Source organism: uncultured Shimia sp. (assembly GCF_913054185.1).
Classification (GTDB): Bacteria; Pseudomonadota; Alphaproteobacteria; order Rhodobacterales; family Rhodobacteraceae; genus Shimia.
Map to the genome: position 1 here is coordinate 1 of NZ_CAJXIV010000025.1, position 14945 is coordinate 14945.

General features: G+C 56.8%; 15 protein-coding genes and 1 tRNA gene. 11 read left to right on the forward strand and 5 right to left on the reverse strand.

Annotation, left to right across the window (positions count from 1 at the left end; genetic code table 11):
- Positions 1–140: 140 nt before the first annotated feature.
- Positions 141–539, reverse strand: coding sequence for a nuclear transport factor 2 family protein (locus QZ517_RS07460; RefSeq protein ID WP_294224482.1), 399 nt, complete (start codon positions 537–539; stop codon positions 141–143).
- Positions 540–611: 72 nt separating this feature from the next.
- Positions 612–1151 (reverse strand): NAD(P)H-dependent oxidoreductase, encoded by a 540-nt coding sequence (locus QZ517_RS07465; protein ID WP_294224485.1) that lies wholly within the window; start codon positions 1149–1151, stop codon positions 612–614.
- A gap of 136 nt (positions 1152–1287) precedes the next feature.
- Between QZ517_RS07465 and QZ517_RS07470 the strand changes: the two genes are divergently transcribed.
- From QZ517_RS07470 to QZ517_RS07480, 3 genes are all read left to right on the forward strand, one after another.
- Positions 1288–2187, forward strand: a complete 900-nt coding sequence (locus tag QZ517_RS07470; protein ID WP_294224488.1) for a LysR family transcriptional regulator — start codon at positions 1288–1290, stop codon at positions 2185–2187.
- A gap of 327 nt (positions 2188–2514) precedes the next feature.
- Positions 2515–3693 (forward strand): MFS transporter, encoded by a 1179-nt coding sequence (locus QZ517_RS07475; RefSeq protein ID WP_294224491.1) that lies wholly within the window; start codon positions 2515–2517, stop codon positions 3691–3693.
- A gap of 235 nt (positions 3694–3928) precedes the next feature.
- Entirely contained in the window at positions 3929–5437 is a 1509-nt protein-coding gene (locus tag QZ517_RS07480) for a hypothetical protein (protein WP_294224494.1), read from the forward strand.
- Between the two features lie 101 nt (positions 5438–5538).
- Here the strand turns inward: QZ517_RS07480 and QZ517_RS07485 are convergent, their stop codons facing one another.
- From QZ517_RS07485 to bamE, 3 genes are all read right to left on the reverse strand, one after another.
- A complete protein-coding gene (locus QZ517_RS07485; RefSeq protein WP_294224497.1) occupies positions 5539–7353 on the reverse strand; it encodes an ATP-binding cassette domain-containing protein in 1815 nt (604 codons plus the stop codon).
- A gap of 50 nt (positions 7354–7403) precedes the next feature.
- Positions 7404–8144: a GNAT family N-acyltransferase gene (locus QZ517_RS07490; RefSeq protein ID WP_294224499.1), complete on the reverse strand. Its 741-nt coding sequence runs from the start codon at positions 8142–8144 to the stop codon at positions 7404–7406.
- Between the two features lie 85 nt (positions 8145–8229).
- Complete coding sequence (bamE, locus tag QZ517_RS07495) at positions 8230–8703, reverse strand: outer membrane protein assembly factor BamE (protein ID WP_294224501.1); 474 nt, start codon at positions 8701–8703, stop codon at positions 8230–8232.
- A gap of 118 nt (positions 8704–8821) precedes the next feature.
- Between bamE and QZ517_RS07500 the strand changes: the two genes are divergently transcribed.
- The 8 genes from QZ517_RS07500 to QZ517_RS07535 all read left to right on the forward strand — a co-directional run bounded on the left by QZ517_RS07500 (position 8822) and on the right by QZ517_RS07535 (position 14943).
- Positions 8822–9382 (forward strand): DUF177 domain-containing protein, encoded by a 561-nt coding sequence (locus tag QZ517_RS07500; RefSeq protein ID WP_294224504.1) that lies wholly within the window; start codon positions 8822–8824, stop codon positions 9380–9382.
- Between the two features lie 139 nt (positions 9383–9521).
- Positions 9522–9728 (forward strand): 50S ribosomal protein L32, encoded by a 207-nt coding sequence (rpmF, locus tag QZ517_RS07505; RefSeq protein WP_294224507.1) that lies wholly within the window; start codon positions 9522–9524, stop codon positions 9726–9728.
- A gap of 20 nt (positions 9729–9748) precedes the next feature.
- On the forward strand, positions 9749–10834 hold the full coding sequence (plsX, locus tag QZ517_RS07510) for a phosphate acyltransferase PlsX (RefSeq protein ID WP_294224510.1): 1086 nt from the start codon (positions 9749–9751) through the stop codon (positions 10832–10834).
- A gap of 23 nt (positions 10835–10857) precedes the next feature.
- Positions 10858–11832 carry a beta-ketoacyl-ACP synthase III gene (locus QZ517_RS07515; protein WP_294224513.1) on the forward strand — a complete coding sequence of 325 codons (975 nt, stop codon included), beginning with the start codon at positions 10858–10860 and terminating at the stop codon, positions 11830–11832.
- A 121-nt stretch (positions 11833–11953) separates the two neighbouring features.
- Positions 11954–12256 carry an integration host factor subunit alpha gene (gene ihfA, locus QZ517_RS07520; protein ID WP_283426278.1) on the forward strand — a complete coding sequence of 101 codons (303 nt, stop codon included), beginning with the start codon at positions 11954–11956 and terminating at the stop codon, positions 12254–12256.
- A 15-nt stretch (positions 12257–12271) separates the two neighbouring features.
- The gene (locus QZ517_RS07525) at positions 12272–13657 is read left to right on the forward strand and encodes a MerR family transcriptional regulator (RefSeq protein WP_294224516.1); all 1386 of its coding nucleotides are present in this window, start codon (positions 12272–12274) and stop codon (positions 13655–13657) included.
- Between the two features lie 74 nt (positions 13658–13731).
- Positions 13732–13808: transfer RNA gene (locus QZ517_RS07530), tRNA-Pro, on the forward strand.
- A 58-nt stretch (positions 13809–13866) separates the two neighbouring features.
- A complete protein-coding gene (locus tag QZ517_RS07535; protein WP_294224519.1) occupies positions 13867–14943 on the forward strand; it encodes a 2'-deoxycytidine 5'-triphosphate deaminase in 1077 nt (358 codons plus the stop codon).
- The last annotated feature ends 2 nt before the right edge of the window (positions 14944–14945 follow it).

Here is a 14945-nt window from a genome sequence, read left to right on the forward strand (position 1 = left end):
CTGCGCATAGCGGACCTCCGCGCCCCCAAAAACCAACTCCCTACCCCACCGTCCCCGTGCAACACATGCCAAAACCACAGACCTCCGCAAAACAGCCGCGATACAGACGTGTTACCGACGTGCCAATTGCCCGTTGCGCCCTAGCCCATCAAATCCAACCGGTGGTCTTTCAATCGCCACCCCGCTTCTGTCTTCACGACAGTTTCCACATACCGCCCCACGGCAAAAATCTTGCTCTCGCCCTCCACTGTCTGCAGCGCCTGACTGACACAGCGCACCTGCGCTGAAACACCATCGCCGTCGATCACAAAATTGCTCTGCACATGGGTCAACCCCGGAGGAACCAACGCGGCATTGTCTTTGACCCAGGCCACGATGTTGTCCCGCCCACGTAGATCAAGCCCCATGCCCGGGAAAACAAAAGTTGCGTCTTCTACAAACAACGCTCCCATGGCCTCCGGCCCCTCAACGTCCACCGCCAGGGAGAACCGTGCGAACAGTTCCTGGATCTCTACTCTATCTGCAATCGTAAGTGTCATACCTTTGATCCCTCATCGTGTACTGCGCCGCCGCAGCGGGTCATTCCGTTGTTTTTATGAGAAATTTGTGGGTTAAGCCGCGATACTGAGCGGGGTGGTCACATAGTTCACCACTGCCGGTACACTGTCTGGCACCTGCGCCGGGTCACGGCTCATCGCACTGTGCAGCACAAACGGCGGCAGGTAGCGCATACCCAACATTTTGGCGGTCTGCTCAAACGGGCTTAGAAACACCTGCATCGGAAAACTGTTCATCCCACTTGCTGCGTAGCTCTCCGCCGGCCCGCCTGTGGACACCGCCACCCCCAGCTCCTTGCCATGCATCTTGTCGCCGCCCGGCCCATAGGCAAATCCCGGCAACAGAACCTGATCCAACCAGGCTTTCAGCACCGGCGGCGAAGAGTACCAATAGAATGGAAACTGCAACACAACCCGATCCGCAGCCTGCAAAACCGTTTGTTCCGCAATCGGATCAAACCGCATTTCAGCCCCACCCACGGCCGTCAAATCCCGCGTGGTGACGCCATCGATCTGCGAAAGAGCGTCAAACCATTGCCGATTTACGGTTGAGGTCTCAAGCGCCGGATGCGCGGTCAAAACTACTGTCTGCATGGTGGTCCTTTGGGCTGTGGCCTTCACCGCACGCGCTGCGCGATTTGGGCATTTGCGTTGTTGCCCAAACCTATCGCCGACGCCATATTGCAACAATTGACCAAATTCTCACAACTATGGTGCAGGAGACTCACCAATGCGCTTGCCACTCTCCACGCTTGAAGTGTTCAACGCCATTGCCGCCGAAGGCAGCATGACCGCCGCTGCACAGGTTTTGGGTGTGAAACGTTCCACCGTCAGCCATCAGCTCAAAGCGCTGGAGGACCAACTTGGCACAGCCCTCTTCGTGCGCTCCACCCGCGCCATCAACCTAACCGAAGCGGGCCGCGCCTTGGCCCGCGCCTCCGCACCCGCGTTCCAACAGCTGACGGATGGCCTGGAGAGCGCCCGCACCGTTGGCCACGCTGCCCGTGGCACCCTAAAGCTCGCCGCACCGGAGATCGCCTACCACCTTCTGCTGCGGCACCACCTAACCGCGTTTCAACACGCCTATCCGGAGATCGAGGTCGAGCTTTCCCTCACCGACGCCCTGTCCGACATCTTGCAAGAAGGGCTGCACGCGGGCTTCCGCCTCGGTGGATTGGTGGCACAAGACATGATCGCGCTGGCCTTGACGCCCCCCTTGCCCACCGCCGTGGTTGCCAGCCCGGGCTACCTCTCGGCCCATAGCCGCCCCGAAACGCCTTCCGATTTGCTACAACACAATTGCCTGCAGTATCGCTTCCCCAGTTCCGGCCAGATTGCGCCCTGGACCTTCACTGGCAAGGATGGCGATTACCAAGTGGCCGCGCCAGGCCACATGACCACCAACTCTGTGCCAATCACCTTGGAACTGGCCACCCAAGGTCTGGGCATTGCTTATACGTTCCGCAATCACTGTGCGGACACGATCCAATCTGGCATCCTCGAAGAGCTTTTGGTCTCACACCGCGCCACCCTGCCCGGCCTGCATATCTATTTCCCCCAAGAATACCGCAGCTTTGTTCCCTTGCGACTGTTCACGCAATTCCTGCAATCCCGTCTGCGAACGGATTAGGCCAACTCACCCTTGTCTCAGCAAAAACCCGTCATCACCTGCTGCCACTCAAGCAGACCTCGCAGGATTTGATTGCGCCAAATACCTGTACTGGTTTCTCGCCCAACACATGCTGGAACCCGCGCTTGGGCGCGAATCTCCCCGCTGCTTGGCGATGCCCCTCAAAAACTGCACTTATAAAACCCAACCAATTTTCACACAAAGTAGTGCCCTCAAGACGGCAGCTCAATCAATGCGTGTATATCATCCTTCCACACACGCATTTGGCTTGATGCCCGCACAAACTTACGTCTAGCTGCACGCATATCCTCCAACAGGACGTTTCTCATGACCCCCTCTCTGTCCTCCGGGACCGTGCGCCTCATTATGGCGCTGTTCTTCTTGCACCCATTTGCGCTTGGCGGATGGTTGCCACATATCCCTTATGTGCAATCCAAGCTCGACCTGACCAACGCGCAGTTGGCCCTGTCCCTTCTTGGCTTGCCACTGGCTTTTGTGTTCATTTCGAAATTTGCCGCAAAAGTTGTGGCTCAATACGGCGCACCAAAAATCTTTCTGGTCTTTTTCCCAATCCAGGCGGCCACCGTTGTGTTGCCGCTTTTTGCCGTCAGCCAAATCACGCTGTTTTTGGCCTTGCTGATCTTTGGCGCATCGATGACTTTCCTCAATGTGGCGCTCAACGTCTACGCCGGCCAGCTTGAGAAAGCCGCCAAGAAATCCGTGATGAACCGCTGCCATGGCTTCTGGGCGCTTGGCTTGACGGTTGGCTCCTTCCTGGCCGCAATGTTCACTGTGTCCCTGTCACCGGCGTTCACCGTGCTTGCTCTCTCCGCAAGCACCACAGTCCTGGCTGTCTGGCTTGCACGGTCTTTGCCCAATCTACGGCCAAAAACCTCTGACACCCAAAAGGCAACCAAGCGGCGCAAGCTTCGCGATTACCCAACAACCCTGTTTCTGATCGTGCTTTTTGTGGTCTCCGTCACCATGGCCGAGGGTGCGATGGCCAACTGGGGAGCGGTCTATATGGCGGAACGCCTGCCCGAAGGTGCAAGCACAGCTGGCCTTGCGATCACTGTGTTTTCCGGCTTTGTGGCCTTTGGCCGCTTCATTGGTGACTTCTTGAAAGTCCGCATGGGCAGCACCAACCTCGCCCGCATGAACGTTGGCTTGGCCATCATTGGCTTGGTGATCCTGGTGGCGCCATTCCCGCCACTGATGTCTTTTGTTGGCTTTGCCTGCATTGGTCTGGGCCTCTCGGTTGGCTTCCCGCTGGCAGTGTCCGCCGCCGCCGCACTGGAGGATGAACACGACGCTGACAATATTGCTTTCCTATCGGTCATGGCTATCGGCACCAACGTGGTCGCCCCGCCCATCATCGGGCTTCTGGCGGACAATGTTGGCATTTCCCTTGCCCTGGCCGCTCTGCTGCCGGGTCTCTGTCTCAGCTTTGTGATGGCCCGCCATTTGACCCCAACACCAGAGCTGCCCAAAGCGGCCCCAGCCTAGGTCCAGGCTTGTTCCAGCATCAATCACCCTCAGTGCCCGCGTTTTTTTAACATCACGCGGGCACAATTGTTTTCACTAATCTCAAACGCCTACGCCTTTTGGCGAGGGCCAATCGCCCAAAGGCCATCCAAACTGGCCAAAAAGTGAGTTGCCGGAGAGCTGATCCGCAGTACACTGAACCTCCACTATCGCTCCTGTTCTCTTTTTTCCCCGCGCCCGCTCAATGGCGCCGTTGATGAGTTTTCACGTGCTGACCAGTTTAAAAATCCAATCTTTTCTCACCGTGGCCAAACAAAGCCTCAAACAACGCATGCGCCCGCAAGTTCGGGCGCGTCGCAAGGCGGGCATTGCCCCAAACGGTCCCCCCGCTGATCCCACCGCATTCTTTTTCTGGAGCTTAGAGCGTCACAAGGAGGCCCGTGCCAAACGAAAAGTGATCTCCGGGGACAACGGCTTGCTGCTACCCGAAATTGCCGAGTTGGATCCGCATTTGCGCAAACTCTGCATTCGCCACACACCAATCACTGATGTCTCCGCCCTACGCGGCCTGCCCAGCTTGGTTGAGTTGGAAATCATCGCCTCGCCGGTGGCAGACCTGTCTCCACTGGCCGACCTGCCCAATCTGGCAAAGCTGACCCTTTCGATCCCGCCCGAGACACCGGTCTCCCTCCCCAATTTGCCAAACCTTCGCTTCTTAAAACTGTCCCACCCCCGCACTCCAGTACGGCTTGGCAACATGCCAAATTTGCAAAGTGCTGACCTTCTGGCGCTCTGTGAAGACCTCTCACAACTGGTGCAAAGTCCCGCGCTAACGGAGCTTAAACTGCGCCTCTCTGACGGGCAGACGCTGGCGCCTCTGGCACAGGCACAAAACCTCTCCAGCCTGTCTCTGCGCTGTGATGGAGCAGTTGACCTTACCGCCCTCTCTGCTCTCAGCCAACTGGAAACCTTGGACCTGTTTGGCGCTAAAACAACCGACCTTTCCGCACTGAGCGCACTGCCGCGTTTGAAAACGCTCTCCCTTTGGAACACACCTGCGAGTGATTTTGCCTCACTGGCGGCGTTGTCCACCCTCAAGAATCTCACAATTCAATCACTGGTGCCAGTGTCCGACCTGTCGTTTGTCGCCGCACTTACAGGGCTCAACCACCTTTCACTGGGACAGGTGTCACAGACAGACCTGTCGCCTTTGTCCCAGTTGAGCAAGCTGACCTACCTGTTGCTGCAAATCGCGGACCCGGGCGTTGATCTTGCCCCCCTGTCACATTGCACCGCGCTGCAAACCTTGCACGTCCGGTTGGCCGAATCCGTGGAAGGCCCCATGACCTCCGCTTGGCCACACCTGCCAAATTTGCAAAGTGCCAGCTTATCCGGGGCCGGCATTGTTTCCTTGAACGGGCTTCAGCGCTGCCGAGCCCTCCAGTGTCTGCAATGCACGGGCACGGCAGTCAAAGACCTCTATCCCCTGCACTCACTTCCGCAGCTGGAATTTCTGGACATCACGGACACGAGTGTTGTTGATCTGTCGGTGCTGCTCACCTTGCCAAAATTCACCAAGGCCAATGCCAAGGCGACGCTGGCGATCAACGGCACGCCAGCCCTTCAATCCATGCATGATTTAGAAGCTTTGGCAGCCTGCGCAAACGGGCGTGAATTTAATCACTACCGCCATGTCATGGCCAACCGTGTGGTCGATCATTTACGCGACGCTGCCACACCCTCGTCAGAAACAGCTGACGCCTAAAATCTGAACACAATGTTGCGGCACCGTCGCGCCGCAACATATTCAAAAGCCACGGACAGTCGCAAAACAGCCGGGAAACAGACGCAATACCGACGTGAAAATCAGCCGTTGCTGTCCGCTTTCTCCTCGAGCATCAGCCATTCTTCTTCGGCTTTTTGCAAGGCAGTGTGACGCTCCACCAATGCCTCTGTGGCCTTCTGGAATTTCACCGGTTCTTTGGTGAACAACTCCGGGTCAGCCATGAAACCTTCCAGCTTGGATATCTCCGCCTCCAGCCGTTCCATAATGCCCGGTAGTGCCTCTAAGCGATGCTTCTCGGTAAAGCTCAGGCCAACCGCAGGGGCGGCCTTCTCTGCCTTTGCCTTTTCGCCCTTAATCTTTGATTTTTCGGCCTTTTTGGGCGCGTCAGCCTGCCGCTGCGTACGGTAGTCGGACCACCCGCCTGCGTAGGTCACCGCGTGTCCGTTGCCTTCCATGGCAATGGTGGTTGTGGCAACACGGTCGAGAAAATCCCGGTCGTGGCTCACCAGCAAAACGGTGCCATCATAGTCATCCAACAGCTCTTGCAGAAGATCGAGCGTCTCCACATCCAGATCGTTGGTAGGTTCGTCCATAACCAGGAGATTGCTGTCCTTAGCCATCAGTTTTGCCAGTAACAACCGCGCCTTTTCACCGCCGGACAAAGACCGCACAGGCGCCCGCGCTTGACGATCGTCAAACAGAAATTCTTTAAGGTATCCAACAACATGCTTGGGATTACCTCGCACCATGACCTGATCAGCTTTGCCCGAAACCCGCATGTCCGGATCACCTGTCAGGCTGTCCCACAACGTCATGTCCGGGTCCAGTTTGGAACGCGCTTGATCAAACACCGCTGACAGCAGATTGGTGCCCAACGCCACCGTTCCCGTGTCAGGCGCCACCTCGCCCATCAGCATTTTAATCAGCGTTGTTTTGCCCACACCGTTGGGCCCAACAAAGGCAACACGGTCGCCGCGTTGCACGGTCAGAGAAAAGTCCTGCACAATGCTCTTGCCATCGTAGGTTTTCGACAAACCTTTGGCGTCTATGACCTTTTTGCCCGACTTTGGACCCGCAGACAGCTCCATGGCCGCTGACCCTTGGCGCGTGATCATCGCAGAGCGTTCGGAGCGTAGATCCTTTAGCGCCCGCACGCGCCCTTGGTTGCGCTTACGCCGCGCACTGATGCCTTCCACAGCCCACCGCGCCTCTGCTTTGATTTTGCGATCCATCTTGTGACGTTGCAGGTCTTCTTCGTCCCAAACTTTGTCTCGCCATGCCTCAAAGCCCTCAAAGCCCTTTTCCTGACGACGCACCATTCCCCTATCAATCCAAAGGGTTGCGCGCGTCAGGGCACGCAAGAACGCGCGGTCGTGACTGATCAAAACGTAGCCCGCCCGAGTGGCATTTAACTCCGCCTCAAGCCAGGCAATGGCTTCAATATCAAGATGGTTGGTCGGCTCGTCCAGCAACATCAACTCTGGCGCTTCCGCCATCAAACGTGCCAAGGCCGCTCGCCGCCGCTCCCCCCCAGATGCGGTTTCCACCGCACGTGCCGGATCAAATTTCAGCCCTTCGCCCGCGCGTTCAACTTTGTACATCTCGCCTGGATCCAAGGCCGCTGAGGCAAAATCTCCAAGCGTGGCAAACCCTTTCATATCAGGGTCTTGCTCCATGTATCCTACGCTCACTCCTGGCGGCACAACAATGTCTCCGCGGTCCGGCTCCACCAAGCCAGCCATCACTTTCAGCAAGGTTGATTTGCCAGAGCCATTGCGCCCAACCAATGCCACCCGGTCTCCGGGTTGCACCACCAGGCCCAACTGATCAAACACAGGATCCCCGCCAAAGGTCAGGGAAATATCATTCATCTGTAAAAGGGGTATACGTGCCATGCCCTGCGCCTAGCCCGCACAGGCTTTCCCGTCAACCACGACAGCTGCGTCTAACTGGCCAAAGCCCGCAAAAGCCGTTTTCGCGCCGCAGGAATGGCCTTTACCTCAACACCAGTAAACACATGCAGCGTATTCATTTTTTGATCCACAACCGCATGGTCACTGACCCACCCCCCCATCAAGAGATAGCTGCGCAACATCGGCGGCATGCTGAGTTGTGCGGCCTTGATATTGGGCTTACGGCGCAACCGTGTTGCAAACCGAAAGACTTTGGGCGCTTTCACTTTTGGCAGCCACCGTGTTGGCGCCAAGTGGCGGTCTCGCAACATGGCAAAACTATCAAGGTAGGAGCTGGTGTCCGTGCCCGCAAAGGACGCACAGCCAAACAGAAGTTCTACATTGTTTTCATCCACGTAAGCAGTCATGGCGCCCCATGCGATGCGCAGGACATCTGCATCATGTACATCGGGATGCAGACAGAACCGCCCCATTTCGACCATGCGCCCCGGGTACGATTTTAACGCATCCAGTTCATAAAACTGCGCCGAATAACTGCGGCCGATTTCATCACCACCGTTCAGCGGCAACATCCTAAAGCCACAGACCAACCGGCCACTAATCGCTTCTTCGATCATGTAATGGGTACAAAGGGAATCGTAGGCGTCAGTATCCAAATCAGAGTCGTCGCCGTGAAAAGCCAAACTCCGCAACCGTTGCGCAGCGTGCAAATCCTGCACGCCATCCGCCACACGCACTCGGTAACGCCCCAACTCAAGCTTATGACTGCCCATCTGCGCTCCTCTCACACAAGCAGTCTAACAGAGGTGTCGCGACATCCGAATGACAAACCGACACCCATCAGATCGAGCTGGCAAATTAGAAGCTTCCGTTGCTCGCGGTTGGCGCACCAGAGGGCCCGAAGTTCCCGATATTGGCCCCGAGCTGACGCAACAAGCCACCGGTTTCAATACCGTTGTCAGTTATCCGTCGCTGCAACGGCACAAACCGCCCGTCTTCCAACGCGTAATGCTCAATATTGCGGGCGATACCTTTGCCATCAAATCCGATCACAACAACCTGCCGATCCACCACTTCGGGACGAATCGGGCCAAGATGCCTGACCCTAGAGCGCACGTAAATGTACCCGCTGTCATCCAATACACCAGACGCAGACGGCGGCCCAAACGTTTCGGCAACCGTGTCCCGGGTGTCCACACCCAAGGTGATCGAGGCCAGTTCTTCCTCTGTAGGCACATAACCATGATTGCGATAGCGGGTAGAACAGGCTGTCAGCGACAGCAAAACCGCTCCCATGACCGCAAATTTGATCACTTTGGTTCGCGTCTTCATGCCTGCCCTCTTGTCTTGGCGTCTCTTGCCTTTTATCTCGCTTACAGAAGGAACGCGTTTGGTTCAAGATGACAACCGCGTCCCTAACACCAACCGCCCTAAATCCGAAGTCAGAAACATGTCCCCAAGTGCCTCTCCTTCTACCGTCTTCCGCGTGGCAGATCTCCAACAGAACCGCCCCACCCCTTTTGAACTGCGCCCCGGCCCAAAAGACTTGACTGCTTTGGCTGATGCCTTGTCGCTATCAGCGGTCCGCAAAGTAGTCTTTGCAGGTGAAATTCGTGCCCACGGCAAATCTGATTGGGAGCTGATCGCAAAGCTCGGCGCCACTGTTGTACAGCCCTGCGTTGTCACGCTTGAACCAGTCACAACACGTGTTGAGGACAAAATCGAGCGTCGCTTTGTCGCCTACTTGCCTGATCCCGACAGTGACGAAGAAGAAGTTGAGATGCCAGAGGACGAAAATGCGGAACGCTTGGAATCACACATTGATGTGAAGGCCATCCTGCATGAGGCTCTGGCATTGAACATTCCGCAATTTCCGCGTGCCCAGGGCGCGGAATTGAAAGATGCGGTCTTTACGGAGGCTGGAAAAAAGGCCATGACGGACGAAGACGCCCGCCCCTTTTCCGGATTGGCTGCCCTGCGCGACCAGTTGGGCTCAAAAGAGGACGAATAGGGCTTGCGTTGCGTGGAAATCGCAGTATTTTCGCGCGCTCATTCGAATTTAGCGTTGGACTCGGGCGCGCTTACCGCGTAGAGGCTCCCAACGCTCAAGAAACCGGGCTCCGGCCCCCAAGTATATCAAAGGTTGCGACATGGCTGTCCAGCAGAACAAAGTATCGAAATCGCGCCGCAACAACCGCCGTGCACATGACGCCCTGGTTGCAGCGAACCCAAACGAATGTGAGAACTGTGGCGAGCTGAAGCGCCCACACCACGTTTGCGCTTCTTGCGGCCACTACAGCGACCGTGAAGTCGTTGCGATGGTCGAAGACGTCGATCTGGACGAAGACGCAGCATAAACAACGGGATCTGAGCCCGCATGACCGGTTTGGCGCAAACAGCAAACCCCGGCAGCGGGCGCACAGTGATCTCAGTTGACGCCATGGGTGGCGATCGCGGGCCGGCAGCTGTAGTTGCCGGCATTTCGCATTCTGCGAAGATTAATCCAGACATTGCTTTCATCCTGCACGGCCCCGAAGACGAGCTGACCAAGCTTGTGGCACGTAAGCGCATATTGGACGGCCGAGTCGAGATTCGGGACGCCTCTGACGTGGTGTCGATGGGAGACAAACCCCGTGAAGTGATCCGATCAAAGACCACTTCGATGTGGTCCGCATTGGAATCACTGCGCAGCGGAGAAGCAGCCGGCGTGGTCAGCTGCGGCAACACCGGCGCCTTGATGATGTTGTCGGTGGTTCGCCTCCGCAAAATCCTCGGCGTCGACCGCCCGGCAATTGCCGTACTCTGGCCTTCGCGTGCGCCGCAGGGTTTCAACATCATGCTCGATGCCGGCGCAGATATCAGCGCCGATGAACATGACCTGTTGCAATACGCGCTGATGGGTGCCTCTTATGCTCGCAACGGCATGGACCTTGAGCGCCCTCGCGTTGGTTTGCTCAATGTTGGCACCGAAGAGCACAAGGGTCGCACCGAGCTCAAGCTCGCGCACGATCTGATTGCGCGCAATGCCAGGAACGCAAACTATGACTTCGTCGGATTTGTTGAAGGCAATGACTTGCCAGCCAACAAAGCGGATGTGATTGTCACTGACGGGTTCACCGGCAATGTTGCGTTGAAAACCGGCGAAGGCACTGCTGGCTTGATCGGCTCCTTGCTGAAAGAAGCTTTCAAGTTTTCCCCTCTTTCCCGACTGGCCGCCTTGCTGGCTTATACGTCACTGAACCGTCTGAACAAACGCATTGATCCCCGACGGGTCAATGGAGGTGTGTTTTTGGGCCTCAACGGCACCGTTGTAAAATCCCACGGGTCATCGGATGCAACAGGCGTGTCCGCGGCAGTAAAACTCGCCTTCAAACTGGCGCAATCCGGGTTCTCTGAAAAGCTCGCAGCGCGGGTTGCATCTGCTGTTTCCCTGCCGCAAGATGCTGACAGCACAAACGAATAACAATAATATAGCAAGGCACTGATATGACGACACGCGCCGTGGTTAAGGGCGTTGGCCACTACTTGCCGGAACGGGTCGTTCCCAACGCCGAATTCGAAAAAACTCTGGACACGTCGGACGAATGGATTCGGACGCGCTCAGGCATTGAGCGCCGCCACTTTGCCGCTGATGATCAAACCACCTCAGACCTCGCCAGCCTGGCCGCCAACGCGGCTCTTAAGGATGCGAATCTAGAGGCCGATGACATTGATGCAGTGGTTGTGGCCACCTCCACGCCAGATCTCACCTTTCCTTCTGTCGCCACTATGGTGCAGCAGAAAATCGGCATGACCCGTGGCTTTGGCTTTGATGTACAAGCCGTCTGTGCCGGTTTTGTCTATGCGCTGACCAATGCCAACGCGCTGATCCTGTCCGGACAGGCCAATCGTGTTTTGGTGATTGGCGCGGAAACCTTTAGCCGCATTATGGATTGGACCGATCGCGCCACCTGTGTGCTGTTTGGTGATGGCGCAGGCGCACTGATCCTCGAAGCCCAAGACGGAACTGGCGATAACGCCGATCGCGGCGTTCTGAGCGCAGACCTGAATTCTGACGGCCGGTACAAAGACATGCTCTTTGTGGACGGCGGTGTTTCCACCACAGGCGACTCTGGAAAGCTGCGCATGCAGGGAAATGCCCTTTTCCGTCAAGCGGTTGAGAAGTTGACCTCGACAGCTCACACTGCCCTGACCAAAGTTGGCTTTACTGACGACGACGTCGATTGGATTGTGCCACATCAAGCCAATATCCGCATCATTCAAGGCACCGCCAAAAAGCTCGGTGTCCCAATGGATCGCGTGATAGTGACCGTTCAGGATCATGGCAATACATCCGCAGCCTCGATCCCGCTTGCACTGTCCACCGGTGTGGCAGAAGGCAGGATCAAGCGCGGTGATCTGCTGGTGACCGAAGCCATTGGTGGCGGCCTTGCCTGGGGTGCTGTGGTCATAAGATGGTAAGAACCAGCCTAAGTCGTTGGCGAATATTGCAGATAATCGTCTCTGAGACGGTGCAAGTCATTGACTCACAAATTCGCTTGCTTCTATGGTTTTTCAAACGTGTACCGGCAGGGGGGACCACATGACTGATAAGACATTGACCCGGATGGATCTAAGCGAAGCCGTGTTTCGCGAAGTGGGCCTGTCCAGAAACGACTCCGCTCAATTGGTTGAGAGCATTCTGACCCACATGTCTGACGCACTGGTGCGTGGCGAACAGGTCAAGATTTCCTCTTTTGGCACCTTCAGCGTGCGCGACAAAGCTGCACGAGTTGGCCGTAACCCCAAAACCGGTGAAGAAGTTCCGATCCAGCCGCGCCGTGTCCTTACCTTCCGGCCCTCGCATCTGATGAAAGATCGCGTCGCCGCTGGCAACAAAAAATAAGACGAGACAAACTCCATGGCCAAATCGCGTGAAGCATTTCGCACCATCAGCGAAGTTGCTGACTGGCTTGACGTGCAAACCCATGTTCTGCGTTTTTGGGAAAGCAAGTTTTCACAAGTCAAACCCGTGAAGCGTGCTGGCGGGCGGCGCTATTACCGTCCCCAGGACATGGAGCTTTTGGGTGGCCTGAAAAAGCTGCTGCATGAAGACGGGCTGCCCATCAAAGAAGCACAACAGCTGCTGCGTGAAAAAGGCGTGAAACACGTCTCGAGTCTGTCTCGCCCCGTCGACCAGGATCAAGACGATCTCGAGGACGTCGCGGAAGTGGCTGCAGACGACACTGTAACGCCGCCAGAAGACGACGCGGTTCAAGAAGAAATCTCGCCACCCGAAGAAGCTGTAACCGTCGACGCTGCTCAAGCCGTCGGAGAACCCGCGCTATCTGAAGACCAGACAGACGCCATAGACCATCAGAGTGAAATTGTGTCCGAAAGCCTTGAGGCTGAGGTCGTCAGCAAAGATTCTGAGGCTGAACTCGACACAACCCCAGACGAAACGGCGACGGACCTGCCCGATGCAGCCACGGAGTCAGCAGAAGATGACGGCTTTCTTGATGATCTTTTGGTCAAGGTTGACCACGAAGGGACACCGGCAACCTCAGAGCCTGAGATTGAGACAACGCCTCAGACCGCCGCCTCTGCAGCTGACGACTCAAGTGCTGTACCCGCAGATGACGTGGCTCACGCCGCTTCAGCACCGGAACAACAAGCTCCTATCGACCAAGCCACACCTGACCAGACACCGCCGATAGATGACCTGTTTGCCGCCGTCGATGCTCCCACAGAGGGCACACAAACGACGCAAAGCAATCCAGATGTCGAGGCGTTGGAAGCCGCTGCTTCGGAGGATACGCTGCCGCTTTCTTCCAACGCGCAGGGCTCCGCCCCTCAAATCGATCCGGCTGGCATGACCACAGAAGCCGCTGACGCGAACCAAGCCGGAGACACCGCGATCACTGGAAGCTCGGCTCTTATCTCCCCTGATGGCACTGTTCTACCGTCCGCCGACCTGACACCAGCCGAAGGGGCACCGGTGACAAAGGATCCAGACGTTGCTGCGCCTGTAGAACCTAAACCAGCGGCACCCAATGAAACTGCAGCATCAGCGGGACGCTCCGTATCGACAAGTAAACCGGCATCAGCCCCTGACGCAGCGTCCAACACACAAGCCGCCTCGAATGCCGCAGCCAAACCTGATGTGGAAACTATGATCGCGCGCGAAAACACACGTGACGACTTCTTGCTGATGCTGACCCAGCCGGTGACCGTCGCCCCCAAAGACGCGTCTCGCGCCGCCGATCTTCTGGCTCGCCTTCAGGCGCTTCACAGCAAAGCTGGCTAATCATTCAGGGCGAGACAAAACTTGCATTTTAAGACTTGCTCCCGCCCGCAATTTCGTTATGAACAGCCCATCGTCGGGCTATGGCGCAGCCTGGTAGCGCGTCCGTCTGGGGGACGGAAGGTCGCAGGTTCGAGTCCTGCTAGCCCGACCAATCAAAACCGCCCGTGTGCCGCAAGGCCCGGGCGTTTTGTGTATCTGGAGACTATCCAATGACCGGCGTTATTCCGAGCCAAACCATTGAAACAATGCTGAAAACCGGCGAAATCTCGGTCACACAGCCTGTGGCAGAGGGTCAGGTACAGCCTGCCTCACTGGATTTACGTCTTGGCACAGTCGCCTACCGCGTACGTGCATCGTTCCTGTCCGGCAGTGGCCGCAGCGTGCAGGATCGCCTCGCAGAATTCGAGATGCACCGCATTGACCTCACCAACGGTGCCGTTCTGGAAAAAGGCTGCGTCTATGTGGTGCCGCTTATGGAAAGCCTCGCGCTACCAGACGGAATACAGGCTGTGGCCAATGCCAAAAGCTCCACAGGACGCCTTGACCTGTTGACCCGCACCATCACCGACGGCGGCACAGAGTTTGACCGCATTGCCTCAGGCTATACCGGGCCTCTTTACGCCGAGATCTGCCCACGCAGCTTTTCTGTATTGGTGCGTCCAGGCATGCGCCTTAACCAAATTCGTTTCCGCCAGGGCCAAAGCGTGTTGACCGACGCAGACCTCAGTGCGCTGCATGATCGCAGCCCACTGGTGGATGGCGACGCCGTGATCGACGATGGACTTGGATTCTCGGTCGATTTGAAACCTGATGAAGGCACACTTGTTGGCTATCGTGCCAAACCCCACACCGGTGTCATCGACCTCGACAACATCGGTCACTATGATCCTGCTGAATATTGGGAAGAACTGCACGCTTCTGACGGAAAAATCATTCTGGACCCCGGCGCATTCTACATCTTGGTAAGCCGCGAGGCCGTCAGCATTCCGCCTGCCTATGCTGCTGAAATGGCACCGTTCCTGGCGATGGTTGGAGAGTTCCGCGTGCACTACGCAGGCTTTTTTGATCCAGGATTTGGTCATGACGCGGCGGGCGGTACAGGCTCACGGGGTGTGCTGGAGGTACGCTGTCACGAGGCTCCATTTGTGCTGGAGCACGGACAGGTGGTTGGACGCCTGGTCTACGAACGCATGACAGACGTACCAGAACAGCTTTACGGCGTGGGCATTGCCTCAAACTATCAGGGGCAAGGTCTGAAACTGAGCAAACACTTCAAAACGGTCTGATC

Coding starts and splice junctions, on each gene's coding strand:
- QZ517_RS07460 (WP_294224482.1), bottom strand. CDS start 539: ATGACACTTACGATTGCAGATAGAGTAGAGATCCAGGAACTGTTCGCA.
- QZ517_RS07465 (WP_294224485.1), bottom strand. CDS start 1,151: ATGCAGACAGTAGTTTTGACCGCGCATCCGGCGCTTGAGACCTCAACC.
- QZ517_RS07470 (WP_294224488.1), top strand. CDS start 1,288: ATGCGCTTGCCACTCTCCACGCTTGAAGTGTTCAACGCCATTGCCGCC.
- QZ517_RS07475 (WP_294224491.1), top strand. CDS start 2,515: ATGACCCCCTCTCTGTCCTCCGGGACCGTGCGCCTCATTATGGCGCTG.
- QZ517_RS07480 (WP_294224494.1), top strand. CDS start 3,929: ATGAGTTTTCACGTGCTGACCAGTTTAAAAATCCAATCTTTTCTCACC.
- QZ517_RS07485 (WP_294224497.1), bottom strand. CDS start 7,353: ATGGCACGTATACCCCTTTTACAGATGAATGATATTTCCCTGACCTTT.
- QZ517_RS07490 (WP_294224499.1), bottom strand. CDS start 8,144: ATGGGCAGTCATAAGCTTGAGTTGGGGCGTTACCGAGTGCGTGTGGCG.
- bamE (WP_294224501.1), bottom strand. CDS start 8,703: ATGAAGACGCGAACCAAAGTGATCAAATTTGCGGTCATGGGAGCGGTT.
- QZ517_RS07500 (WP_294224504.1), top strand. CDS start 8,822: ATGTCCCCAAGTGCCTCTCCTTCTACCGTCTTCCGCGTGGCAGATCTC.
- rpmF (WP_294224507.1), top strand. CDS start 9,522: ATGGCTGTCCAGCAGAACAAAGTATCGAAATCGCGCCGCAACAACCGC.
- plsX (WP_294224510.1), top strand. CDS start 9,749: ATGACCGGTTTGGCGCAAACAGCAAACCCCGGCAGCGGGCGCACAGTG.
- QZ517_RS07515 (WP_294224513.1), top strand. CDS start 10,858: ATGACGACACGCGCCGTGGTTAAGGGCGTTGGCCACTACTTGCCGGAA.
- ihfA (WP_283426278.1), top strand. CDS start 11,954: ATGACTGATAAGACATTGACCCGGATGGATCTAAGCGAAGCCGTGTTT.
- QZ517_RS07525 (WP_294224516.1), top strand. CDS start 12,272: ATGGCCAAATCGCGTGAAGCATTTCGCACCATCAGCGAAGTTGCTGAC.
- QZ517_RS07535 (WP_294224519.1), top strand. CDS start 13,867: ATGACCGGCGTTATTCCGAGCCAAACCATTGAAACAATGCTGAAAACC.